We start from the raw sequence: 24478 nt of genomic DNA, 5'->3' as shown, positions 1-24478 counted from the left end.
ACGCAATGGATGGGGAGGCGGGAACGACGGTGGCGGAACGGAGCACGGCTGCCGTCGACGTGGCAGACAACAGCGGTGACGAGCCGCTGACCGCCAAGGCGGACCAGTCCACGGCCGACGGGGTGGCCCAGAAGCGGGAGCGGGACACGGACAGCGAAGAGGCACAGGGGAGCGGCGGGACCGAACGTCCCGGAAAGGCCTCACCGCCCGAACTGCACAGCGGTCACAAGCTAGCCAGACGCTACCGCCTCGAAGAGTGCGTCACCCGTCTGGACGGTTTCAGCAGTTGGCGTGCGGTGGACGAGAAACTCCGCCGTGCCGTCGGTGTGCATCTGCTGCCCGCCGACCATCCGCGGGCCCGTTCCGTACTGGCGGCCGCCCGATCCTCCGCCCTGCTGGGCGACCCTCGCTTCGTTCAGGTCCTGGACGCGGTCGAGGAGAACGACCTCGTCTACGTGGTCCACGAATGGCTTCCAGGCGCCACAGAGCTCACGACGCTTCTGGCCTCGGGCCCGCTGGAGGCGCACGACGCCTACCAGATGGTCAGTCAGGTGTCGCAGGCCATGGCCGCCGCGCACCGTGAGGGCCTGGCACACCTGCGGCTGACTCCGGGCGCCGTGCTGCGCACCTCGTCCGGCCAATGGCGCATCCGCGGGCTCGCCGTCAACGCCGCACTGCGCGGCATCACGTCCGAAACCCCGCAGCGCACCGACACGGAGGCGATCGGCGCGCTCCTGTACGCCACGCTGACCCACCGCTGGCCCTACGACAACGACGCGTACGGTCTGTCCGGGCTGCCCAAGGACATCGGTCTCATCCCTCCCGACCAGGTGCGGGCAGGCGTTCACCGGGGCCTGTCCGAGCTCACCATGCGCGCGCTCGCCAACGACGGCGCGACCGCCTCCCGCCACGAAACCCCGTGCACCACGCCGGAGGAGCTGGTGAGGGCGATCAGCGAGATGCCCCGCATCCGCCCGCCGGAGCCTGCGTTCACCGCTCCACCCGAGTACCAGCGCACGTCGTACCAGCAGGGCACGTACGGCCGTCAGACATCGCACCTGGGCATGGGCGCCCCCTCGTCCGTCCCGGCGCCTCCGTCCCCCTTGCAGAGCCGTACCGGCACGGCCCTCAAGTGGGCCGTGTCGACTCTGCTCATCGCCGCGCTGGGCCTGGGCAGTTGGCAGCTCGCGGACGCGCTCATGGAACAGGGCAAGTCCGAGGACACCAACAAGACCCAGACGACGGACAGCGACGACAAGTCGGACAGCAAGGCCGTGGCCGTCAAGCAGCTCACGATCCAGGACTCGGCCGAGTACTACCCGGACGGCAAGCCGCAGCACGCGGGTGACGTGAAGCTGACCTATGACAAGGACAGTTCGACGTACTGGAGGACGTACTCCTACAAGGGCGGCCCGGTGCTGGCGCCGTTCAAGCAGGGCGTGGGAATCGTCTACGACCTCGGTTCCACCCAGAACCTGTCGGCCGCGTCGATAGGGCTGTACTACCCGGGCGATCACACGACGGCAACGCTCTACGCCGCCGACACGCTGTCCTCCTCGGCCCCGCTGACCTCCATGTCGAAAATCGCGACGGCCACGACGACGGGCACGGACCTGAAGATCTCGGCCAAGAATCCGGTGAAAACTCGGTACGTTGTGCTGTGGCTCACCGCGGTACCGGAGGCCCCCGGCGACCAGTTCAGCGGCTCTGGCTTCAAGCAGGCCATCACGGACGTGAAGTTCACCGGCTGACGCCCGTCGGCAAAGGGGAGGGGGTCAGATGGCCGATGAGGCCACCTACGGCGAAGCAACCGATCAGGACCTCCTCGCCCGCCATGTGGAGGGCGACCCCGATGCCTTCGGTGAGCTCGTACGGCGTCACCGCGACCGGCTCTGGGCGGTGGCTCTGCGGACGCTGGGAGACCGTGAGGAGGCCGCTGACGCCGTCCAGGACGCCCTCGTCTCCGCCTACCGCGCCGCCCACACCTTCCGGGGCCAGTCGGCCGTCACCACCTGGCTGCACCGCATCACGGTGAACGCCTGCCTGGACCGCGCCCGCAAGGCCGCCTCCAGGAGGACATCGCCCGTCGATGACACCGAACGCCTGGAGCAGCTCCTCGAACCGCACGAGTCCGCCTCCGCGCCGGCGGAGCGCAACGACCTGCACCGAGAGCTACTCACCGCCCTGGCCACTCTCCCGCCGGACCAGCGTGCCGCCCTGGTGCTGGTGGACATGCAGGGCTATCCCGTGGCGGAGGCCGCCCGCGCTCTCGACGTGCCGGTCGGCACCGTGAAGAGCCGCTGCGCTCGTGGCCGAGCCAGACTCCTCCCGCTGCTCACCCATCTCCGTACGGAGGACGAGAGAGGTGACGACAAGAAGTCGGGCGGCGGACGGAACCGGACGCAGGGGACATCCGTCCCACCCGCAGCGGGACCACAAGATGCGGGGCCGAGCGATTCAGCTGCTGTGAAGGGCGGAGGTGGGAGAGCGTGACATCCACGACGGACACGACCGGGCACCCGGACGTCGCCGAGATCTCCGACCTCACCGAGGGCCTCCTCCCTCCCTCCCGTACCGCGGACCTACGTCGGCATCTGGACGACTGCCCCCTCTGTGCCGACGTACATGACTCGCTTGAGGAGATCCGGAGTCTGCTCGGCTCCCTGCCGGGCCCGGCCCGCATGCCCGTCGACGTGGCAGGCCGCATTGATGCCGCTCTGGCCGCGGAAGCTCTACTCGATTCCACGGCACCTGGCACTGACGCCGGGCCGAGGAACAACCACGCGACTGTTTCACGTGAAACATCGACCACCGGAGCCCTCACCGCATCATCCGACTCAAGTTCCTCGGCCTCCGTGGACCGACCCTCGAAACCTCGCGCGGCCACCGGCCCGGGCCGTGCCCACCGAGTACGTCATGGACGCCGTAGGGCGACCCTGATCGGCACAGCCTTCACGGCCGCCGCTCTGGGGCTGGGCGCGATCGTCCTGCAGACGATGGACGACGGCGGCTCGGACCAAAGTCCTCAGGCCTCGGTCTCGGCCTCGACATCACAGGAGTCGGGTTCGACGGTCACGTTCTCCGAGGGGTCGTTGGAGAGCCAGGTCTCCAGTCTTCTCGCGAAGAACAGGAACGCGGGGAATCACCCCGAGAGTGACGAACCCTTCGGCGCCGAGTCCCATGCCACCGGTTCCGGATCTCCCGAAGTCGGCACCTTGGTCACCCCCGCCGTTACCGTCCCTGCCTGTGTCCAGGAGGGAACGGGGAACAGCGGGGCAGTCCTCGCCGCGGAGCCGGGCACATACAACGGAACGAGCGTCTATCTCGTCGTGCAGCCCGACACCTCCGACAGCACGAAAGTCGCCGCCTACATCATCGACGCCACCTGCGTGCAGCAGTCCTCGGCGTCCCCAGGAAAGCTCCTGCTGACGCAGTCGTACACGCCGTCCTGAGGTTTTCCGGTTCAACGCGCTCCCGTCCAGACGGCGCATGACGTCTCCCCGCGGTAGCGCGTCTCCGTGTGCCCGGACACAGCGGGAATGCTGGCCCCTTAGGATCCGTTGGGTGGGGTGAGAGTTCTGAGAGAGGCTCCCACCGGCAGTACTCAGCAGTCTCCAGAGACGAGGAATCAAGCCGTGACCGACGTCCGTAACGTGATCATCATCGGTTCAGGGCCGGCCGGCTACACGGCGGCGCTCTACACCGCGCGCGCGTCGCTCAAGCCGCTGGTCTTCGAGGGTGCCGTCACCGCAGGCGGTGCGCTGATGAACACCACCGAGGTGGAGAACTTCCCCGGCTTCCAGGACGGCATCATGGGCCCGGAGCTCATGGACAACATGCGCGCCCAGGCCGAGCGTTTCGGCGCCGAGCTTATTCCGGACGACGTCATCGCCGTCGACCTGTCGGGCGAGATCAAGACGGTCACGGACACCGCCGGCACCGTCCACCGCGCCAAGGCTGTCATCGTCACAACGGGCTCGCAGCACCGCAAGCTCGGTCTGCCCAACGAGGACGCCCTCTCCGGACGCGGCGTCTCCTGGTGTGCCACCTGTGACGGCTTCTTCTTCAAGGATCACGACATCGCCGTCATCGGCGGTGGCGACACGGCGATGGAGGAAGCCACATTCCTCTCCCGCTTCGCCAAGTCCGTGACGATCGTCCACCGGCGCGACACCCTCCGCGCCTCCAAGGCGATGCAGGAGCGGGCCTTCGCCGACCCGAAGATCAAGTTCGTCTGGGACAGCGAGATCGCCGAGATTGAGGGCGACCCGAAGCTCTCCGGTCTGAAGCTGCGCAATCTCAAGACGGGCGACATCTCCGACCTGCCGGTGACCGGCCTGTTCATCGCGATCGGCCACGACCCACGCACCGAGCTCTTCAAGGGCCAGCTCGACCTGGACGGGGAGGGCTACCTGAAGGTCGAGGCGCCCTCCACGCGGACGAACCTGACCGGTGTCTTCGGCGCCGGTGACGTCGTCGACCACACGTACCGCCAGGCGATCACCGCGGCCGGCACCGGCTGTGCCGCCGCCCTGGACGCCGAGCGCTACCTTGCCGCCCTCGCGGACAACGAGGCCGCGGCCCCGGCTGCCACTGTCTGATCCCCATCCGCCCCACCGCACCAACGAGTTAAGGAGCCCGCCGTGGCCGGCACCCTCAAGAACGTGACCGACGACTCCTTCGAGCAGGACGTCCTCAAAAGCGACAAGCCCGTCCTGGTGGACTTCTGGGCCGCCTGGTGCGGTCCGTGCCGTCAGATCGCGCCGTCGCTCGAGGCGATCGCCGCCGAGTACGGCGACAAGATCGAGGTCGTCAAGCTCAACATCGACGAGAACCCGGGTATCGCCGCAAAGTACGGCGTCATGTCGATCCCGACCCTGAACGTCTACCAGGATGGCGAGGTCGCCAAGACCATCGTCGGTGCGAAGCCGAAGGCCGCCATCGTGCGCGACCTCGAGGACTTCATCTCCGAGTAGTTGGTGAACTGCCGCACGAGCGGCGTATGTTTCACGTGAAACACGAATGGGCCGGCCCTTGCGGGCCGGCCCATTCGTCTTGGAGGGCCGTCAAGCATCTCCACAGCAAAGAGCGGCGTAGGCTACAGCGGTCGGAGCGCCGGTTCCTTCTGTACGGCTCCCAGAAGGCGGTCCAGGGCCAGCTCCACGTCTTCCTTCCACGAGAGCGTCGTCCGCAGCTCCAGCCTCATTCGCGGATGGGTGGGGTGCGGCCGGACCGTCTTGAAGCCCACTGCCAGCAGATGGTCCGCGGGCAGCACGCATGCCGGTTCCTTCCACCGCGCGTCCCCGAAGGCCTCGATCGCCCTGAAGCCCCGACGCAACAGATCCTTCGCGACGGTCTGAACCATCACCCGGCCAAGCCCCTGCCCCTGGTAGCCCGGCAGGATCAAGGCGGTCATGAGCTGAACCGCATCCGGCGACACCGGGCTCGTGGGGAACGCCGTGGCGCGGGGGACATAGTCCGGGGGTGCGTACAGCACAAAGCCCACCGGTACGTCGTCCACGTAGACGACACGGCCACAGGATCCCCACTCCAGCAGGACGGCCGAGATCCAGGCCTCCTTCTCCAGTTCGGGGGTGCCTGCCTTTACCGCGGCCTGCCCGCGGACTGGGTCCAGTTCCCAGAAGACACACGAGCGACAGTGTTGGGGAAGGTCCTGAAGGTTGTCCAGCGTGAGCGGTACGAGCCTGCGCCCCATGAAGGATGTTCCTCACTTCCCTCGCCCGCAGCATCACGGGCGGCTGTCAGAGCACTCCACTCCCTGAGCAGACTGCCGACGAATCCGCCGACCGCTCCCAAGCCCAAGCCCGCGGTCAGCAGTCCGTTACGGGTCATGGATTGCACGGCCCCCGCCTCCCCATAAAGGTGCTGCCAGGTGGATGCGCCATACCCCACTGCATCGTATCCACGATGAGATTCCCTCGATACCGCCGGAAAGCAAAAGTGCGGGCCATGTCCGGTGTGCACCGGACATGGCCCGCACTGGTGGATCTGCCGCTCGGAGACCGTCCCGCCCACTGGGCGACTCAGCCCTCCGTGTCCTCGGAGTCATCGTCCAGGAGGCTCTTCTGTAGAACCGGTCCTTCGCCCGGGGCGAGAGAACTGAGAATCCGCTCAAGGTCGTCCATCGAGGCGAACTCGACAGTGATCTTGCCCTTCTTCTGACCCAGATCGACCTTCACTCGCGTCTCGAAGCGGTCCGAGAGACGTGACGCCAGATCGCTGAGCGCCGGGGAGAGCAGAGCGCCGGCCCGCGGACCCTTGGAACGCGGAGCGGTCTGCGGACGCGATCCCATGAGGGTCACGATCTCCTCGACCGCCCTCACCGAAAGCCCCTCGGCCACGATCCGGTGGGCCAGCCGGTCCTGCTCCTCCGAGTCGTCCACAGAGAGCAGGGCCCGCGCATGTCCGGCGGAGAGAACTCCGGCGGCCACCCGGCGCTGAACCGCGGGAGAGAGCTTCAGCAGACGCAGGGTATTGGACACCTGCGGACGCGACCGGCCAATGCGGTCGGCCAGCTGGTCGTGCGTGCAGTTGAAATCCTTGAGCAGCTGGTCATAAGCAGCCGCCTCTTCCAACGGGTTCAGCTGCGCGCGGTGCAGGTTCTCCAGCAGAGCGTCCAGGAGAAGCTTGTCGTCATCCGTGGCCCGCACGATCGCCGGAATGGCCTCGAGCCCGGCATCACGGCACGCCCGGAAGCGCCGCTCGCCCATGATGAGCTCGTAGCGCGTCGCACCGACCTGACGTACGACGACGGGCTGGAGAAGCCCGACCTCCTTGATGGAGGTGACGAGCTCGGCAAGAGCGTCCTCGTCGAACACCTCTCGGGGCTGGCGCGGGTTCGGGGTGACGAACTCGAGAGGCAGTTCGGCGAAGTAAGCACCGACAGGCGCCGGGTGCGTCTCCAGAACGCCGCTCGACGACAGCTCCTCCGTTTCATGTGAAACAGGCGGCAGCATGGCCACCTTCGCCGCAGCCACACCGCGCTCCGCGGTGAGAACGGGCACAGCCGTCGGCGAGGTGGAGGCTCCACCCGCCCTCTCCCCTGTCGGTGCCGCAGGAATCAGTGCGCCGAGGCCACGCCCCAGTCCTCGTCGTCGATCGCTCACTGGATCCCCTCCACCATGTTCTGACCGTTCCGGACGCCCACGTGGGCGGGTTCCGCTTCGTACGCCACACCGACTCCTCGGAGGGCGATTTCCCGTGCTGCCTCAAGATACGAGAGGGCACCGCTCGACCCCGGATCGTACGTCAGCACCGTCTGGCCGTAGCTCGGCGCCTCGGAGATACGGACCGAGCGAGGAATGCTCGTCCGCAGTACCTCCCCACCGAAGTGACTGCGCACCTCGTCCGCCACCTGCGACGCCAGACGCGTCCGGCCGTCGTACATGGTGAGCAGGATCGTCGAGACGTGGAGGTCGGGGTTCAGATGCCCCCGCACCAGGTCCACGTTGCGCAGCAGCTGCCCCAGACCTTCCAGTGCGTAGTACTCGCACTGGATGGGGATGAGGACCTCCGCGCCGGCGACCAGCGCGTTGACCGTCAGGAGGCCGAGCGACGGCGGGCAGTCGATGAGGATGTAGTCCAGCGGCTGCTCGTATGCCTGAATCGCTCGTTCCAGCCGGCTCTCCCGTGCCACCAGGGACACGAGCTCGATCTCCGCACCGGCGAGATCGATGGTGGCGGGCGCACAGAAGAGACCCTCGACATCGAGGACCGGCTGGACGACTTCGGAGAGTGGCTTGCTGTCGATCAGCACGTCGTAGATCGATGGAACTTCGGCGTGATGATCGATACCCAGCGCGGTGGAGGCGTTGCCCTGAGGGTCGAGGTCGATCACCAGGACACGGCTACCGTGCAGAGCGAGTGAGGCAGCAAGGTTGACCGTGGTCGTGGTCTTACCCACCCCGCCCTTCTGGTTGGCAACAACCATGACCCGGGTCTGCTCGGGCCGTGGCAGGCCCTCACCGGCGCGTCCTAGCGCCTCCACTGCCAGTTGGGCAGCACGACCGATGGGAGTGTCGTCCATTGGAGGCGGTGTTTCACGTGAAACATCGTCCCCCATCGACTCGGTACGGGGACCGGGGACCGGATCGGTCATCGGTCCCGCGATGTTGGCGTCGGACCGCAAGGATTCACTCTCCTCGACTTCAGGCTCGCAATGAACAGAGCCTCCCATGCCTTCGGGGTCGTGAACCAGCGAGGCCCGTTCTTCTGTGGAGAAATCCACCTCTGTGGACAACTCCGCACCCTCTCTGGGGTAACCGAGAGGTCTCCGGCCTCGGGGTGCGGCCGCGGCTCGGCCGCGACTGATGATGCCGTGCAACAGTGAGCGACGTTTCACGTGAAACACGATGCATAGGGTTCGTGACCATCACGGCGCGACACTCCGAGATGCGTAGGTTTGGCAGCTTGTGTGGAGTACCGCTCGTCGTCAGGACGGATCAGCGATAGTGACGAAAAACTCCCGGCTCCGCTCCGCGGCGCCGGGAGTTCAAGGTCCGTAGAGGCTCTCGGAGTCAACGTCGGCGTCGTGTTCGCCCGGTCCGGGCCGCCTTCGCCCGCTTCGCCGCGAAGCGCACACCGCCCGGGCTCTCCCCGACCTCGACACGGACGACGGTGGAGAGCGGGTCCACCACTCCCTCTCCGACATGGAGCACGGAGGTCCGAGCGGCACCGAGCTTGCTGAGCGCCGTTGCTGCGCTCTTCAGCTCCTCCTCGGCGGTATCGCCCTTGAGGGCGAGCATCTCGCCGTAGGGACGCAGCAGCGGGATTCCCCAGGCCGCCAGGCGGTCCAGGGGCGCCACAGCGCGCGCTGTCACCACGTGGACGGGCTGAAGCTTGCCCATCACCTCCTCAGCACGGCCGCGGACGACCGTCACATGGTCAAGGCCGAGGAGTTCCACGACCTCGGTGAGGAAGTTCGTGCGCCGCAGCAGCGGCTCAAGCAGGGTGATCTTGAGGTCCTCGCGGACGAGTGCCAGCGGAATGCCCGGCAGGCCGGCCCCTGAGCCGACATCGCAGACCGTCACCCCTTCGGGGACGACCTCGGAGAGCACCGCACAGTTCAGGATGTGCCGCTCCCAGAGACGGGGTACCTCACGCGGGCCGATCAGCCCGCGCTGCACTCCCGCCTCGGCCAAGAGCTCCGCGTACCGGACCGCGTCCGCGAAGCGATTACCGAATACCTCACGCGCCTGCTCAGGCGCGGGAGGAAGCTCCGCTGCCTCCGTCACGGGGACCGTCCTTCCGTACCGCATAAGCGCCTGAGCGCTGACCACCAGGACCATCAGGGACTACCGGGCCACCCGGCACTGCCAGGGACTGCCAGGCTGACAAAGATCGGCCCCGCCTGCGCAACAGACGGGGCCGATGGAACGTACGTACCGCGCTCAGGCAGGAAGGACGACGACGAAGCGCTGCGGCTCCTCGCCCTCGGACTCACTGCGCAGACCCGCGGCCTTGACCGCGTCGTGCACGACCTTGCGCTCGAAGGGCGTCATCGGGTCCATCTTGAGGGGCTCACCAGAACTCTTGACCTCGGCCGCGGCCTTGGCACCCAGCTCGGTGAGCTCCTCGCGCTTCTTCGCGCGATAGCCCGCGATATCCAGCATGAGGCGGCTGCGGTCACCGGTCTCCCGGTGTACCGCCAGGCGCGTGAGTTCCTGAAGGGCTTCCAGCACCTCACCGTCCCGGCCGACCAGCTTGTTCAGATCGCGGCCGCCGGCGTCACTGATGATCGAGACAGCGGCGCGGTCGGCCTCGACGTCCATGTCGATGTCGCCGTCGAGATCAGCGATGTCGAGCAGACCCTCGAGGTAGTCCGCCGCGATCTCGCCCTCCTGCTCCAGGTGGTTCAGGGTGTCGCCCTCGGCGGCGGCGGAGGTGGTGGTGCCTTCCGTCACGGGATGGACTCCTTCTTACTTCTTGGACGGCGACTTGGGCCGCTGAGGACCCTTGCGCTGTCCGGACTGGGCTTTGCTGCGGGTCCCGGAGCCGGGCTTGCTCCCACTCGCCGGCTTGGCGGCGCTGGGCGCGGCGTCCTCCGGCTCGTCGGACTTGGTCAGCGAGGTCTTCGGCTCGGGCTCGCCCGCCGCCTTGGCCACGCCGGACTGACGCTGGGACTTCGACTGCCGCTTCGGCTGCTGACGCTTGGGAGCACCGCCTGCGGTCATCGGAGTGCCGTCCTCGCCCTCGACCTCGGTGGCGCTCACGCCCTTCACCACGGTGCCGTCGGCCTGGGCAGCCAGGCCTGCCTTGGTCAGGGTGTTGATGAACTTGCGCTCGTGCTCGTTGCGGTCACGGCCCTTGGCGACGATCGCCTTGACGATGGCCTTCTCGCCACGGCCGCGGGTCTTCTCGTGGTGCGTGACGTGCTTCTCCAGGCGCTCCAGGTAGGAGGCCTGGGCCTTGCTGCCCGGCGTCGGGTTGTTGCGGATGACGTACATCTGCTGGCCCATGGTCCACACGTTGGTGGTCAGCCAGTAGACGAGGACACCGACCGGGAAGTTGATGCCGAAGATGGCGAACATGACCGGGAAGACGTACATCAGCATCTTCTGCTGCTGCATGAAGGGCGTCTTCACCGAGGTGTCGACGTTCTTCGTCATCAGCTGACGCTGCGTGTAGAACTGCGACGCCGACATCATCACGATCATGATCGCGGTGACGACACGGACATCGGTCAGGGTGGCACCGAGCTGGGCGACCTTGTCGGCGCCGTCGGTGAACTTCGCCGCGAGCGGGGCGCCGACGATGTGTGCCTTACGGGCACTGGCCAGCAGCGAGTCGTCGATGACGCCCATCGTCTTGCCGGTCGCGATGCTGTTCAGCACGTGGTAGAGGGCAAAAAAGAACGGGGACTGCGCCAGGATGGGAAGGCACGAGGACAGCGGGTTGGTACCCGAATCCTTGTACAGCTTCATCATCTCTTCGGACTGACGCTGCTTGTCGTTCTTGTAGCGCTCCTGGATCTTCTTCATCTCGGGCTGAAGCGTCTGCATCGCCCGAGTGGCCTTGATCTGCTTCACGAAGAGCGGGATCAGGCAGATACGGATCAGGATCACCAGGGACACGATGGACAAGCCCCAGGCCCAGCCCGTATCGGGACCGAAGATCTTCCCGTACACAGAGTGGAACTGGACGATGACCCAGGAGACGGGTGTCGTGATGAAGCTGAACAGACTGGCAATCGTGTCCACTAATCAGGCTCCTTGAGCATGGGACGGGGTCTCGGCGGCCGGGCTCGCGGGGTGGTCGGACATACCGTGCCCCTCGATGGCCGGTTCGGCGGCGGAGGTCCCGCCCTTGCGCGCACGCCAGGCGTTACGCAGCATTTCGTGCCACCGCGGACGCTTGCGCGGCGGAACATGGTCCACACCACCCAGCGACCACGGATTGCATCGCAGGATGCGCCAGGCGGTGAGTGCCGTTCCCTTGATCGCACCATGCCGGTCGATGGCCTGGTAGCCGTAGCGGGAACACGACGGGTAGTACTTGCACACCGGCCCCAGCAGCGGGCTGATCGTCCACTGGTACAGCTTGATGAGAGCCAACAGCGGGTACTTCATCGCGCGCCCCCTCCCAGCAGCCGCTGAAGAGCGGCATCCAGGTCTCGGGCCAGCTGTTCATGGTCGGCGTCACCCGCACCGGGCAACGCTCGTACGACTACCAGGCTACCGGGGGGCAGCAGGTCCACTCGGTCACGCATCAGATGGCGAAGCCTGCGCTTCACCCTGGTGCGTACGACAGCTCCACCCACGGCTTTGCTCACGACGAAACCCGCACGCGTCGGGGGAGCGCTCTCCCCAGGCGCGTGCGGGTCCGTTGCACCGCTACGTAGATGGACGACGAGGAGCGGGCGTCCGGCCCGGCGTCCTCGGCGTACCGCGGTCGCGAAGTCCTCGCGCCGCCTCAGCCGATGCTCGGTAGGCAGCACGACGTCATGACCTGTAAGTGATCAGGCGGACAGGCTGGATCGACCCTTGCCACGACGGTTCGCGAGAATCGCGCGGCCGGCACGGGTACGCATCCGCAGGCGGAAGCCGTGGGTCTTGGCGCGACGACGGTTGTTCGGCTGGAAGGTGCGCTTGCTCACTCGGGGGCTCCAGAAAGAATCGGTGGTGGCGGGGTGCCGTCCTGGCTGTCACCGTGCGCCCACGAGTAGCTCGTATACGCCCGAGTGCACCGCTTCCCGATCACTCGAAGTGACCTGTGCCCATCGGAGGCAGGCGGCAGCAGCCATCGACAACTCGACCTGGTTACGGTACGCGCGGCTACGCCATCCGGTCAAACCAGCACCCGCCAGGAGACACTATCCACAGGCTGGGGACAACAACTTGAACCGCAGCGGTCGCCCTGACTACCGTGGCCGAACTCCGATTCGTTCCCGTCTCACCGCCCCAGCGGCTCTGCCCCCACCGCTCCACCCGACTGACTTCCCAACCTGCTCCCAGAACCACACGTTCGTGGGACCCATGAGAGAGCGTGCCCTGTGGCTGACGTACCTGCCGATCTTGCCGCAGTGTGGCCACGAGTGATGGAGCAACTTCTCGGGGAGGGCCGCGGCCAGGGTGTCGAGGCGAAGGACGAGCACTGGATCAAGCGCTGCCAGCCTCTGGCACTGGTCGCGGACACCGCACTCCTCGCGGTGCCCAACGAGTTCGCGAAGGGCGTACTGGAAGGCCGGCTCGCGCCGATCGTCAGCGAGACCCTGAGCCGCGAGTGCGGCCGCCCGATCCGTATCGCCATCACCGTCGACGACTCCGCCGGCGAACCCCCGGTGCCCGCCCAGCCCCGTTACGAGGATCCGGAGCCCCCCTCAGGCCAGGGCCAGGGCCGCGACACGTACGACAACCAGAACCGCGACGAGCGAAACCCGTACGACAGCCAGGCGCGCGACGAGCGCCCCTCGTACGACAGCCAGGGCCGCGACGAGCGAACGCCCTACGACAACCAGAACCGCGACGAGCGGGGCCCTTACGACGGTCAGCGCCGTACCGGATACGAGGGGTACGGACGCCACCGCGCCGACGACCACAGGCCCGGCCGGTCCGATCAGCTCCCCGGAGCTCCCGGCGATCAGCTGCCCTCGGGCCGCCCGGACCAGCTCCCGACCGCCCGCCCCGCCTACCCCGACTATCAGCGCCCCGAACCGGGCGCCTGGCCGCGGCATCAGGACGACTACGGCTGGCAGCAGCAGCGCCTCGGCTTCCCGGAGCGCGACCCCTACGCCTCGCCCTCGCAGGACTACCGGCCGCAGTCCATGGACCGCCCGCCCTACGAGCAGCAGCGCCCCGACTACGATCAGCGCCCCGACCGCCGCGATCTTCAGGAGCCGCCCTCCGGCAGCGGCCACATGCACCGCGGCGCCCCGGGCCCGCTGGCCGCGCAGCCCGCGCCGGCGAGCGGTCCGGGCGAGCCCACCGCGCGCCTCAACCCGAAGTACCTCTTCGACACCTTCGTCATCGGCGCCTCCAACCGCTTCGCGCACGCCGCCGCGGTCGCCGTCGCCGAGGCACCGGCGAAGGCGTACAACCCGCTCTTCATCTACGGCGAGTCGGGCCTCGGCAAGACGCACCTGCTGCACGCGATCGGCCACTACGCCCGCAGCCTGTACCCCGGCACCCGGGTGCGGTACGTGAGCTCGGAGGAGTTCACCAACGAGTTCATCAACTCCATCCGCGACGGCAAGGGCGACAGCTTCCGCAAGCGGTACCGCGAGATGGACATCCTGCTCGTCGACGACATCCAGTTCCTGGCGGACAAGGAGTCGACGCAGGAGGAGTTCTTCCACACCTTCAACACGCTCCACAACGCGAACAAGCAGATCGTGCTCTCCAGTGACCGGCCGCCCAAGCAGCTGGTCACCCTCGAGGACCGGCTGCGCAACCGCTTCGAGTGGGGTCTGATCACGGACGTCCAGCCGCCCGAGCTGGAGACCCGTATCGCCATCCTTCGTAAGAAGGCGGTGCAGGAGCAGCTCAACGCCCCGCCGGAGGTGCTGGAGTTCATCGCGTCCCGGATCTCGCGGAACATCCGCGAGCTGGAGGGCGCGCTGATCCGGGTGACGGCGTTCGCGTCGCTCAACCGGCAGCCGGTGGACCTCGGTCTGACGGAGATCGTCCTCAAGGACCTGATCCCCGGGGGCGAGGACTCTTCTCCGGAGATCACCGCGCCGGCCATCATGGCGGCCACCGCCGACTACTTCGGGCTCACCGTGGACGACCTGTGCGGCTCCTCGCGCAGCCGTGTCCTGGTGACGGCACGCCAGATCGCCATGTACCTGTGCCGCGAGCTCACCGATCTCTCGCTGCCGAAGATCGGCGCGCAGTTCGGCGGCCGCGACCACACGACCGTGATGCACGCCGACCGCAAGATCCGCGCGCTGATGGCCGAGCGCCGCTCCATCTACAACCAGGTCACCGAGCTCACGAACCGCATCAAGAACGGCTGAGGGAAGCGGCTGGCAAAAGCGGCTGACAGGGCCAGGCAGACACCTTCGTACGTCGCCGAGGGCGCCCCGGGACACCTTCCCGAGGGCGCCTTCCGCCGTTCCCGTGCCTGCGCCGAGGATGTCCAACGGGGTTCTCGGACGTCTGCCGAGGGCCTCCGGCGACGCTTCCTCAGGTCTGTGGAGGGTGCCCCGGTGAGGTTCTCGCGGGTTCTCGGAAGGTGTCCGGCGACGTTTTCGCGGCTCGGCGGAGGGTTTCCTTCGTCGATCGGCGGTCATCCGCTGTTCGATTAAGAGCGGGGTTACGGCCACTCTCCACAGATTCGGTGACTTTCTGGCGTCCACACCCTGGGGACTGGGAAGTTGTCCAGATCGTGTCCACAGGGAGGGTTGTTGAAAGACCATCAGACCAGGTCACCTGCTTGTGGATTGGTGGACAAAGGTTTTCCACAGGCTGTGGACGAAAAAAAGATCCACAGGGTGTGCACCAAGTTGTCCACCGCCGACCCACAGGTTGGGCCGGGTTGTCCCCAGCGATCAACAGCTTCTCCACATCCCTGTCCACTGTTCGGCAACCCGACGCGCGCTCTCACCGTGTCGAGTGAAAGGCGTCACACAAAGGTGCCGGGTTGGCCTGTGGGGAACGTGGGTAAACCTGGGGACGACGTTGGGGAGAAGTGCCCTCAGCCTGTGCATGGAGTGTGCAGAACTTTTCGCCGTCCACAGAGGAGCAGGGTTTTCCACCGCTCCCACCCACAGGGCCAGTGGACAAAAAAGCGCCTCTGAGCTGCGAAAACGGGGTTATCCACGGTTTCCACAGGGCCTACTACTAAGACCAACTAGAGAGAGGCTGGGAATCGATTCGAAGTGGGGGCTGTGCACAACTTGGCCCCGGAGCCTCTGGTGCCGCTCCGCACGACTTGACCCCGAGGGGCACCGACTGTCAGTGCGGTGCGTCAGACTGGTCCCCGGTGTCCTGCCCATCCCTGGGCAGAGCGACACCGAGTCAGACGACGAAGGCCAGCAGGGCGAGAGCGCCGGCAACAGACGGAGGCGGCAACGGTGAAGATCCGGGTGGAACGCGACGTACTCGCGGAGGCAGTGGCCTGGGCGGCACGCAGCCTCCCGGCCCGTCCGCCGGCTCCTGTGCTCGCCGGCCTGCTCCTGAAGGCCGAGGAGGGCGCTCTGAGCCTCTCCAGCTTCGACTACGAGGTCTCGGCGAGGGTCTCGGTCGACGCGGAGATCGACGAGGAGGGCACGGTGCTCGTCTCCGGCCGCCTGCTCGCCGACATCTGCCGCGCCCTCCCCAACCGTCCGGTGGAGATTTCCACAGACGGTGCACGGGCGACCGTGGTCTGCGGCTCCTCGCGGTTCACACTCCACACCCTGCCTGTGGAGGAGTACCCGGCGCTGCCGCAGATGCCGTCGGCTACCGGCACCGTCCCGGGTGAGGTCTTCGCCTCGGCCGCCGCCCAGGTGGCCATCGCGGCCGGGCGCGACGACACGCTGCCCGTCCTCACCGGCGTCCGCATCGAGATCGAGGGCGACACGGTCACCCTCGCCTCCACCGACCGCTATCGCTTCGCGGTCCGTGAGTTCCTGTGGAAGCCGGAGGACCCCGAGGCGTCCGCGGTGGCCCTGGTGCCCGCCAAGACGCTCCTGGACACCGCCAAGGCCCTTACGAGCGGCGACAGCGTGATCCTGGCGCTGTCCGGCTCAGGTGCCGGTGAGGGCCTGATCGGCTTCGAGGGCGCGGGGCGGCGTACGACCACCCGGCTGCTCGAGGGTGACCTCCCGAAGTACCGCTCGCTGTTCCCGACGGAGTTCAACTCGATCGCCGTCATCGAGACCGCCCCCTTCGTGGAGGCCGTCAAGCGTGTGGCCCTGGTCGCCGAGCGGAACACCCCGGTGCGACTGAGCTTCGAGCAGGGGGTGCTGATCCTGGAGGCGGGCTCCAGCGACGACGCACAGGCTGTGGAGAGGGTCGACGCCCAGCTCGAGGGCGACGACGTGTCGATCGCCTTCAACCCGACGTTCCTGCTGGACGGCCTGAGTGCCATCGACTCGCCGGTCGCCCAGCTCGCCTTCACGACGTCCACGAAGCCCGCGCTGCTGAGCGGCAAGCCCGCTCTGGACGCCGAGGCGGACGAGGCCTACAAGTACCTGATCATGCCGGTGCGCCTCAGCGGCTGACGCGTGGCGGCCGGTGCCCACCGGCCGCGGAGCCGCAGGTCGGGGTGTACGTCTGAGCGCGTATGCCCACAGGTGTGCGTGAGCGTCCGGGTTTAGGCTCGTACGTGGGTACGAGAGTGCCCTCACGCCACGTCGCAAACCTAAGGAACCACTGATGGAGCTCGGTCTCGTCGGCCTCGGCAAGATGGGCGGCAACATGCGCGAGCGCATTCGCCGCGCAGGCCACACCGTCCTCGGATACGACCGCAACCCGGACCTCGCCGATGTCCACAGCCTGGAAGAGCTTGTGGGCAGGCTCGAGGGCCCGCGTGTGGTGTGGGTGATGATCCCGGCCGGTGCCGCGACCCAGTCCACCGTCGACGAGCTGGCCTCACTCCTGTCCCCCGGTGACGTCGTCGTGGACGGCGGCAACTCCCGCTGGACGGACGACGAGAAGCACGCCGTCGAGCTCGGCATCAAGGGCATCGGCTTCGTCGACGCCGGCGTCTCGGGCGGCGTGTGGGGCCTGGAGAACGGCTACGCGCTGATGGTCGGCGGCGACCCGGAGAACATCGCCAAGGTCCAGCCGGTCTTCGACGCGCTCAAGCCCGAGGGCGACTTCGGCTTCGTACACGCCGGAAAGGTCGGCGCCGGCCACTTCTCCAAGATGGTCCACAACGGCATCGAGTACGCCATGATGCAGGCCTACGCCGAGGGCTGGGAGCTCCTGGAGAAGGTCGACTCCGTCACGGACGTACGCGAGGTCTTCCGCTCCTGGCAGGAAGGCACCGTCATCCGCTCCTGGCTGCTCGACCTCGCCGTCAACGCCCTGGACGACGACGAACACCTGGCCAAGCTGCGCGGTTTCGCGGAGGACTCCGGCGAAGGCCGCTGGACCGTCGAGGCCGCTATCGACAACTCCGTACCGCTGCCCGCGATCACCGCGTCCCTCTTCGCGCGCTTCGCGTCCCGGCAGGAGGACTCGCCGCAGATGAAGATGGTGGCCGCGCTGCGCAACCAGTTCGGCGGCCACGCGGTCGAGAAGAAGTAGTCCACAGGTCCACAGGCCGGCGGCCCGTGGATCCACAACCCTGGGGGAGGTCGGCGAACGACCATGCACGTCACGCATCTGTCGCTGGCCGACTTCCGCTCCTACGCCCGGGTCGAGGTCCCGCTCGACCCGGGCGTCACCGCGTTCGTGGGCCCCAACGGACAGGGCAAGACGAACCTCGTCGAGGCGGTCGGCTATCTCGCGACCCTCGGCAGCCACCGCGTCTCCTCCGACGCGCCGCTGGTGCGCATGGGCGCCGACCGGGCGATCATCCGGGCCAATGTCCGTCAGGGCGAGCGTCAGCAGCTCATCGAGCTCGAGCTGAACCCCGGCAAGGCCAACCGCGCCCGCATCAACAGGTCGTCGCAGGTCAGACCACGTGACGTGCTGGGCATCGTACGTACCGTGCTGTTCGCCCCCGAGGATCTCGCCCTGGTCAAGGGTGATCCCGGCGAGCGGCGCCGCTTCCTCGACGAGCTGATCACCGCCCGCTCCCCGCGGATGGCGGGCGTCCGTTCCGACTACGACCGGGTGCTCAGGCAGCGCAACACGCTCCTCAAGTCGGCCGCGCTGGCCCGGCGGCACGGCGGCCGCACCATGGACCTGTCCACGCTCGACGTCTGGGACCAGCACCTCGCGCGCGTGGGCGCCGAGCTGCTCGCCCAGCGCCTCGATCTGGTCTCCGCGATCCAGCCGCTGTCCGACAAGGCGTACGAGCAGCTCGCGCCCGGCGGCGGCCCGGTCGCACTGGAGTACAAGCCCTCCTCGCCCGAAATCGTCGGCCACGCGCGCGAGGAGCTGTACGAGCAGCTCATGGCCGCCCTCCTGGAGGCACGCAAGCAGGAGATCGAGCGGGGCGTCACCCTGGTGGGCCCGCACCGCGACGAGCTGCTGCTCAAGCTCGGCCAGCTGCCCGCGAAGGGATACGCGTCACACGGCGAGTCCTGGTCGTACGCACTGGCGCTGCGGCTCGCGTCGTACGACCTGCTCAGGTCCGAGGGCAATGAGCCGGTACTGGTCCTGGACGACGTGTTCGCCGAGCTGGACACCCGTAGGCGCGAGCGGCTCGCGGAGCTGGTGGCCCCGGGCGAGCAGGTGCTCGTGACGGCCGCGGTCGACGACGACGTACCGGGCGTACTCACGGGGACGCGGTACAGCGTGTCCGAGGGCGGGGTGGAGCGCGTATGACGGAGAACACACCCGACCCGGCAGCGGCGCCCAAGGTCCCCGAACCGTCCGGCGTGGACCTCGCGCGGGTGGCGCTGCGCGCCGCGAAGGAGCAGGCACGCGCGCGTGGGGACGCCGCGCAGCAGAAGAAGCAGGCGCGGCGCGGTGGCGGTCTGCGTTCCGGGTCGGGTGCCGACGGGCGGGACCCGATGGCGCTCGGTGCCGCCATCAACCGGCTGCTCACCGAGCGCGGCTGGGAGACCCCGGCCGCGGTTGGGGGCGTGATGGGGCGCTGGCCGCAGATCGTCGGGGACGACCTGGCCAATCACTGCGTTCCGCTGCGGTACGACGACGATCCGGCCGAGCGGGTGCTGACCGTGCAGTGCGATTCGACCGCCTGGGCGACCCAATTGCGCCTGCTCGCACCGGAGTTGGTGAAACGGCTGAATCAGGACCTCGGGCACGGCACGGTGCGGCTGATCAAGGTGCAGGGTCCCGGGGGTCCCCCCCGTCGCTACGGCCCCCTGCGTGCCCCCGGAAGCAAGGGTCCCGGCGACACCTACGGGTGATCGGGACAGGCCGGAGGGGTTGCCGCCGGTTGACCGGGTGCGGCTGCGAACACCGACGTGACTCGGCAGTAGCCAAGGGTTGACACCCGGAAGCGCTGAGTGCCGCTGTGAGCCTCTTTGGGGCCGGGTCCGCATATGGGGAGTCGGCCGAGACCGGTTCAGGGCGGCACATGCGGACTCAGGTACCGGCAAACCCCCATCACTGTCGGCGCTACCGGTAGACTGGAAGCTAATCCCGCCCCACTTGTGGGACGCACCGAGCAACGCTGACTAAGGCTTACCAACGCAACATGCCGCAGCCGCTCCGGCCACCTGCCAGGAGTTCGGCTTGTGCTGTGCCAGAAAGGGCGCTTCGTGGCCGATTCCGGCAACCCCAACGAGAACATTCCGTCCACCGACGCCGGCGTCACCGCCGAGGCCACTACCTCGAACGGCGAGGTCACAGCCTCGTACGACGCCAACGCCATCACCGTCCTCGAGGGTCTGGACGCGGTCCGCAAGCGACCCGGTATGTACATCGGCTCCACCGGCGAGCGCGGACTGCACCACCTTGTGCAGGAAGTCGTCGACAACTCCGTCGACGAGGCGCTGGCCGGCCACGCGGACACCATCGACGTCACGATCCTGGCCGACGGCGGCGTTCGCGTGATCGACAACGGCCGCGGCATCCCGGTGGGCATTGTCCCGTCCGAGGGCAAGCCGGCTGTCGAGGTCGTGATGACGGTGCTGCACGCGGGCGGCAAGTTCGGCGGTGGCGGTTACGCCGTCTCCGGCGGTCTGCACGGCGTGGGTGTGTCCGTCGTGAACGCGCTGTCCACGAAGGTGGCCGTCGAGGTCAGGACCGACGGCTCCCGCTGGACGCAGGACTACAAGTTGGGCGTCCCGACGGCCCCGCTCGCCAAGCACGAGGCCACCGAGGAGACCGGTACCTCGGTCACCTTCTGGGCCGACGGCGACATCTTCGAGACCACCGACTACTCCTTCGAGACGCTGTCGCGGCGCCTCCAGGAGATGGCGTTCCTCAACAAGGGTTTGACCATCAAACTCACTGATGAGCGCGACTCGGCCAAGGCCACGGTCGGTGCGGACGAGGCCGGGGCGGACGAGATCGCCGAGGTCAAGACCGTCACGTACCACTACGCGGGCGGCATCGTCGACTTCGTGAAGTACCTGAACTCCCGCAAGGGAGAGGTCGTCCACGACACCGTGATCGACGTCGAGGCCGAGGACAAGGAGCGCATGCTCTCCCTCGAGGTCGCGATGCAGTGGAACAGTGGCTACAGCGAGGGTGTGTACTCCTTCGCCAACACCATCCACACGCACGAGGGCGGCACGCACGAAGAGGGCTTCCGAGCCGCTCTGACCGGTCTGATCAACCGGTACGCGCGCGACAAGAAGCTGCTGCGCGAGAAGGACGACAACCTCACGGGTGACGACATCCGCGAGGGTCTGACCGCGATCATCTCGGTCAAGCTCGGCGAACCGCAGTTCGAGGGTCAGACCAAGACCAAGCTGGGCAACACCGAGGCGAAGACCTTCGTGCAGAAGGTCGTGCACGAGCGTCTGACGGACTGGCTGGACCGCAACCCGAACGAGGCTTCGGACATCATCCGCAAGTCCATCCAGGCGGCCACCGCGCGCGTGGCGGCCCGCAAGGCGCGTGACCTCACCCGCCGCAAGGGCCTGCTCGAGTCGGCGTCCCTGCCGGGCAAGCTCTCGGACTGCCAGTCGAACGATCCCACCAAGTGCGAGATCTTCATCGTCGAGGGTGACTCCGCCGGCGGCTCGGCCAAGTCCGGCCGCAATCCGCAGTACCAGGCGATCCTCCCGATCCGGGGAAAGATCCTCAACGTCGAGAAGTCGCGGATCGACAAGATCCTCCAGAACCAGGAGATCCAGGCGCTGATCTCGGCCTTCGGCACCGGAGTCCACGAGGACTTCGACATCGAGAAGCTCCGCTATCACAAGATCATTCTGATGGCGGACGCCGACGTCGACGGTCAGCACATCAACACCCTGCTCCTGACGTTCCTGTTCCGCTTCATGCGGCCGCTGGTCGAGGCCGGGCACGTGTTCCTCTCGCGTCCGCCGCTCTACAAGATCAAGTGGGGCCGTGAGGACTTCGAGTACGCGTACTCCGACCGCGAGCGCGACGCGCTGATCGAGCTGGGCAAGCAGGCCGGCAAGCGCATCCGCGAGGACTCGGTCCAGCGCTTCAAGGGCCTCGGAGAGATGAACGCCGAGGAACTGCGCATCACGACCATGGACCAGGAGCACCGCGTCCTCGGCCAGGTCACCCTCGACGACGCCGCCCAGGCGGACGACCTCTTCTCGGTCCTCATGGGCGAGGACGTCGAGGCGCGCCGCGCGTTCATCCAGCGCAACGCCAAGGACGTCCGGTTCCTCGACATCTGAGTCGGTCTCAGCTGACCGCACCAGGAAGGATCTTCACCAGCAATGGCCGACGAGAACACTCCCAGTACGCCTGAAGAGATCGCCATCGCCCAGCGGGTCGAGCCCGTCGGGCTCGAGACGGAGATGCAGCGCTCGTATCTCGACTACGCGATGTCCGTCATCGTGTCGCGCGCGCTGCCCGACGTACGGGACGGTCTCAAGCCCGTCCACCGCCGCGTCCTGTACGCCATGTACGACGGCGGCTACCGGCCCGAGAAGGGCTTCTACAAGTGCGCCCGCGTCGTCGGCGACGTCATGGGCAACTACCACCCGCACGGCGACTCCTCGATCTACGACGCGCTGGTCCGCCTCGCGCAGCCGTGGTCGATGCGGATGCCGCTCGTGGACTCCAACGGCAACTTCGGTTCCCCGGGCAACGACCCGGCCGCCGCCATGCGGTACACCGAGTGCAAGCTGATGCCGCTGTCCATGGAGATGGTCCGTGACATCGACGAGGAGACCGTCGACTTCACGGACAACTACGACGGCCGCTCCCAGGAGCCGACCGTCCTGCCGGCCCGCTTCCCGAACCTGCTGATCAACGGTTCGGCGGGCATCGCGGTCGGCATGGCGACGAACATCCCGCCGCACAACCTGCGCGAGGTCGCGGCCGGCGCCCAGTGGTACCTGGACAACCCGGAGGCCTCGCACGAGGAGCTCCTGGACGCGCTGATCGAGCGCATCAAGGGCCCCGACTTCCCGAGCGGTGCCCTCGTAGTGGGCCGAAAAGGCATCGAGGAGGCGTACCGCACGGGTCGTGGCTCCATCACGATGCGCGCGGTCATCGAGGTCGAGGAGATCCAGAACCGCCAGTGCCTGGTGGTCACCGAACTCCCGTACCAGGTCAACCCGGACAACCTCGCGCAGAAGATCGCCGACCTCGTGAAGGACGGCAAGGTCGGCGGCATCGCCGACGTCCGCGACGAGACGTCCTCGCGCACCGGCCAGCGCCTGGTCATCGTCCTGAAGCGGGACGCGGTCGCCAAGGTCGTACTGAACAACCTCTACAAGCACACCGATCTCCAGTCGAACTTCAGCGCCAACATGCTGGCGCTGGTCGACGGCGTCCCGCGCACGCTGTCGCTCGACGCGTTCATCCGCCACTGGGTGACGCACCAGATCGAGGTCATCGTCCGCCGTACGAGGTTCCGGCTGCGCAAGGCCGAGGAGCGCGCGCACATCCTGCGTGGCCTCCTCAAGGCCCTGGACGCCATCGACGACGTCATCGCGCTGATCCGGCGCAGCGACACCGTCGAGATCGCGCGCGTGGGCCTGATGGGCCTCCTGGAGATCGACGAGATCCAGGCCAACGCCATCCTCGAGATGCAGCTGCGCCGACTGGCCGCCCTGGAGCGCCAGAAGATCATCCAGGAGCACGACGAGCTCCAGGCGAAGATCACCGAGTACAACGCGATCCTGGCCTCGCCGGTGCGCCAGCGGCAGATCATCAGCGAGGAACTGACCGCGATCGTCGACAAGTTCGGCGACGACCGGCGCTCCAAGCTGATTCCCTTCGACGGCGACATGTCCATGGAGGACCTGATCGCCGAAGAGGACATCGTCGTCACCATCACGCGCGGCGGCTACATCAAGCGGACCAAGACCGAGGACTACCGCTCGCAGAAGCGCGGCGGCAAGGGCGTACGCGGTGCGAAGCTGAAGCAGGACGACATCGTCGACCACTTCTTCGTGTCGACGACGCACCACTGGCTGCTGTTCTTCACCAACAAGGGCCGCGTCTACCGCGCGAAGGCGTACGAGCTTCCGGACGCCGGACGTGACGCGCGCGGCCAGCACGTCGCCAACCTGCTGGCCTTCCAGCCGGACGAGCAGATCGCACAGATCCTCGCGATCCGCGACTACGAGGCGACTCCCTACCTGGTGCTGGCCACCAAGGGCGGTCTGGTTAAGAAGACGCCTCTGAAGGATTACGATTCCCCGCGTTCTGGCGGCGTCATCGCGATCAATCTCCGTGAGACGGAGGACGGTTCCGACGACGAACTGATCGGAGCCGAACTCGTATCCGCCGAGGACGATCTGCTTCTGATCAGCAAGAAGGCACAGTCGATCAGGTTCACGGCGACGGACGACGCGCTGCGACCGATGGGCCGCGCCACCTCGGGCGTCAAGGGCATGAGCTTCCGCGAGGGAGACCAGTTGCTCTCGATGAATGTTGTTCGACCCGGTACGTTCGTGTTCACTGCCACAGACGGTGGGTACGCGAAGCGGACCAACGTCGCCGAGTACCGCGTCCAGGGTCGCGGTGGCCTGGGCATCAAGGCCGCCAAGATCGTCGAGGACCGCGGTTCTCTGGTGGGCGCGTTGGTGGTCGAGGAGACTGATGAGATCCTTGCCATCACGCTGTCCGGTGGTGTGATTCGTACGCGAGTCAACGAGGTCAGGGAGACGGGCCGTGACACCATGGGCGTCCAACTGATCAACCTGGGCAAGCGCGATGCCGTCGTCGGTATCGCTCGTAACGCCGAGGCCGGTCGCGAGGCGGAGGAAGTCGACGGCGAGGACGCCGTGGACGACACCGCCGAAAGCGTCGAGGCCGTCGGTACGGTAGAGGGCGAGTCGTCCTCGGCCGAGTAG

The 24478-nt window shown here is 67.3% G+C and carries 21 protein-coding genes; 12 read left to right on the top strand and 9 right to left on the bottom strand.

Features of this window, described 5'->3' with window-relative positions:
- Positions 1-29 precede the first annotated feature (29 nt).
- The 5 genes from ACIBLC_RS14355 to trxA all read left to right on the top strand — a co-directional run bounded on the left by ACIBLC_RS14355 (position 30) and on the right by trxA (position 4976).
- Positions 30-1751 (top strand): protein kinase family protein, encoded by a 1722-nt coding sequence (locus ACIBLC_RS14355; protein ID WP_399211210.1) that lies wholly within the window; start codon positions 30-32, stop codon positions 1749-1751.
- Positions 1752-1779: 28 nt separating this feature from the next.
- On the top strand, positions 1780-2493 hold the full coding sequence (sigM, locus tag ACIBLC_RS14350) for an RNA polymerase sigma factor SigM (RefSeq protein WP_399211209.1): 714 nt from the start codon (positions 1780-1782) through the stop codon (positions 2491-2493).
- Positions 2490-3452 carry a hypothetical protein gene (locus tag ACIBLC_RS14345; RefSeq protein ID WP_399211208.1) on the top strand — a complete coding sequence of 321 codons (963 nt, stop codon included), beginning with the start codon at positions 2490-2492 and terminating at the stop codon, positions 3450-3452. The genes sigM and ACIBLC_RS14345 overlap by 4 nt, the downstream gene beginning before the upstream one ends.
- Before the next feature lie 183 nt (positions 3453-3635).
- On the top strand, positions 3636-4601 hold the full coding sequence (gene trxB, locus ACIBLC_RS14340; protein ID WP_399211207.1) for a thioredoxin-disulfide reductase: 966 nt from the start codon (positions 3636-3638) through the stop codon (positions 4599-4601).
- A gap of 42 nt (positions 4602-4643) precedes the next feature.
- Positions 4644-4976 (top strand): thioredoxin, encoded by a 333-nt coding sequence (gene trxA / locus ACIBLC_RS14335; protein ID WP_399211206.1) that lies wholly within the window; start codon positions 4644-4646, stop codon positions 4974-4976.
- 122 nt (positions 4977-5098) lie between these two features.
- Here the strand turns inward: trxA and ACIBLC_RS14330 are convergent, their stop codons facing one another.
- From ACIBLC_RS14330 to rpmH, 9 genes are all read right to left on the bottom strand, one after another.
- On the bottom strand, positions 5099-5716 hold the full coding sequence (locus ACIBLC_RS14330; RefSeq protein WP_399211205.1) for a GNAT family N-acetyltransferase: 618 nt from the start codon (positions 5714-5716) through the stop codon (positions 5099-5101).
- A 328-nt stretch (positions 5717-6044) separates the two neighbouring features.
- Complete coding sequence (locus ACIBLC_RS14325; RefSeq protein WP_399211204.1) at positions 6045-7127, bottom strand: ParB/RepB/Spo0J family partition protein; 1083 nt, start codon at positions 7125-7127, stop codon at positions 6045-6047.
- Positions 7124-8197 carry a ParA family protein gene (locus ACIBLC_RS14320; protein WP_399211420.1) on the bottom strand — a complete coding sequence of 358 codons (1074 nt, stop codon included), beginning with the start codon at positions 8195-8197 and terminating at the stop codon, positions 7124-7126. Before ACIBLC_RS14320 ends, ACIBLC_RS14325 begins: the two co-directional genes overlap by 4 nt.
- 340 nt (positions 8198-8537) lie before the next feature.
- The gene (gene rsmG / locus ACIBLC_RS14315) at positions 8538-9254 is read right to left on the bottom strand and encodes a 16S rRNA (guanine(527)-N(7))-methyltransferase RsmG (RefSeq protein ID WP_399211203.1); all 717 of its coding nucleotides are present in this window, start codon (positions 9252-9254) and stop codon (positions 8538-8540) included.
- A gap of 156 nt (positions 9255-9410) precedes the next feature.
- Positions 9411-9923 (bottom strand): protein jag, encoded by a 513-nt coding sequence (locus ACIBLC_RS14310; RefSeq protein WP_399211202.1) that lies wholly within the window; start codon positions 9921-9923, stop codon positions 9411-9413.
- A 15-nt stretch (positions 9924-9938) separates the two neighbouring features.
- Entirely contained in the window at positions 9939-11219 is a 1281-nt protein-coding gene (gene yidC / locus ACIBLC_RS14305; RefSeq protein WP_399211201.1) for a membrane protein insertase YidC, read from the bottom strand.
- A 3-nt stretch (positions 11220-11222) separates the two neighbouring features.
- Positions 11223-11588: a membrane protein insertion efficiency factor YidD gene (gene yidD / locus ACIBLC_RS14300; RefSeq protein WP_383685017.1), complete on the bottom strand. Its 366-nt coding sequence runs from the start codon at positions 11586-11588 to the stop codon at positions 11223-11225.
- Positions 11585-11956 (bottom strand): ribonuclease P protein component, encoded by a 372-nt coding sequence (gene rnpA, locus ACIBLC_RS14295; RefSeq protein ID WP_383685019.1) that lies wholly within the window; start codon positions 11954-11956, stop codon positions 11585-11587. Before rnpA ends, yidD begins: the two co-directional genes overlap by 4 nt.
- Before the next feature lie 21 nt (positions 11957-11977).
- Positions 11978-12115 (bottom strand): 50S ribosomal protein L34, encoded by a 138-nt coding sequence (rpmH, locus tag ACIBLC_RS14290; protein ID WP_003967884.1) that lies wholly within the window; start codon positions 12113-12115, stop codon positions 11978-11980.
- A gap of 396 nt (positions 12116-12511) precedes the next feature.
- Here rpmH and dnaA point away from each other — a divergent pair, with 396 nt between their 5' ends.
- The 7 genes from dnaA to gyrA all read left to right on the top strand — a co-directional run bounded on the left by dnaA (position 12512) and on the right by gyrA (position 24478).
- Complete coding sequence (gene dnaA, locus ACIBLC_RS14285) at positions 12512-14473, top strand: chromosomal replication initiator protein DnaA (protein ID WP_399211200.1); 1962 nt, start codon at positions 12512-12514, stop codon at positions 14471-14473.
- A gap of 1059 nt (positions 14474-15532) precedes the next feature.
- Entirely contained in the window at positions 15533-16663 is a 1131-nt protein-coding gene (gene dnaN, locus ACIBLC_RS14280; RefSeq protein ID WP_399211199.1) for a DNA polymerase III subunit beta, read from the top strand.
- 154 nt (positions 16664-16817) lie between these two features.
- On the top strand, positions 16818-17693 hold the full coding sequence (gene gnd / locus ACIBLC_RS14275) for a phosphogluconate dehydrogenase (NAD(+)-dependent, decarboxylating) (protein ID WP_399211198.1): 876 nt from the start codon (positions 16818-16820) through the stop codon (positions 17691-17693).
- Positions 17694-17756: 63 nt separating this feature from the next.
- Entirely contained in the window at positions 17757-18881 is a 1125-nt protein-coding gene (recF, locus tag ACIBLC_RS14270; protein ID WP_399211197.1) for a DNA replication/repair protein RecF, read from the top strand.
- Positions 18878-19429 carry a DUF721 domain-containing protein gene (locus ACIBLC_RS14265; RefSeq protein WP_399211196.1) on the top strand — a complete coding sequence of 184 codons (552 nt, stop codon included), beginning with the start codon at positions 18878-18880 and terminating at the stop codon, positions 19427-19429. Before recF ends, ACIBLC_RS14265 begins: the two co-directional genes overlap by 4 nt.
- Before the next feature lie 330 nt (positions 19430-19759).
- Complete coding sequence (gene gyrB / locus ACIBLC_RS14260; protein WP_399211195.1) at positions 19760-21844, top strand: DNA topoisomerase (ATP-hydrolyzing) subunit B; 2085 nt, start codon at positions 19760-19762, stop codon at positions 21842-21844.
- Positions 21845-21886: 42 nt separating this feature from the next.
- A complete protein-coding gene (gene gyrA, locus ACIBLC_RS14255; protein ID WP_399211194.1) occupies positions 21887-24478 on the top strand; it encodes a DNA gyrase subunit A in 2592 nt (863 codons plus the stop codon).

This window comes from Streptomyces sp. NPDC050535 (genome assembly GCF_044457665.1).
In the GTDB taxonomy this organism is placed as follows: domain Bacteria; phylum Actinomycetota; class Actinomycetes; order Streptomycetales; family Streptomycetaceae; genus Streptomyces.
This window is presented reverse-complemented; position numbering and strand designations above follow the sequence as displayed.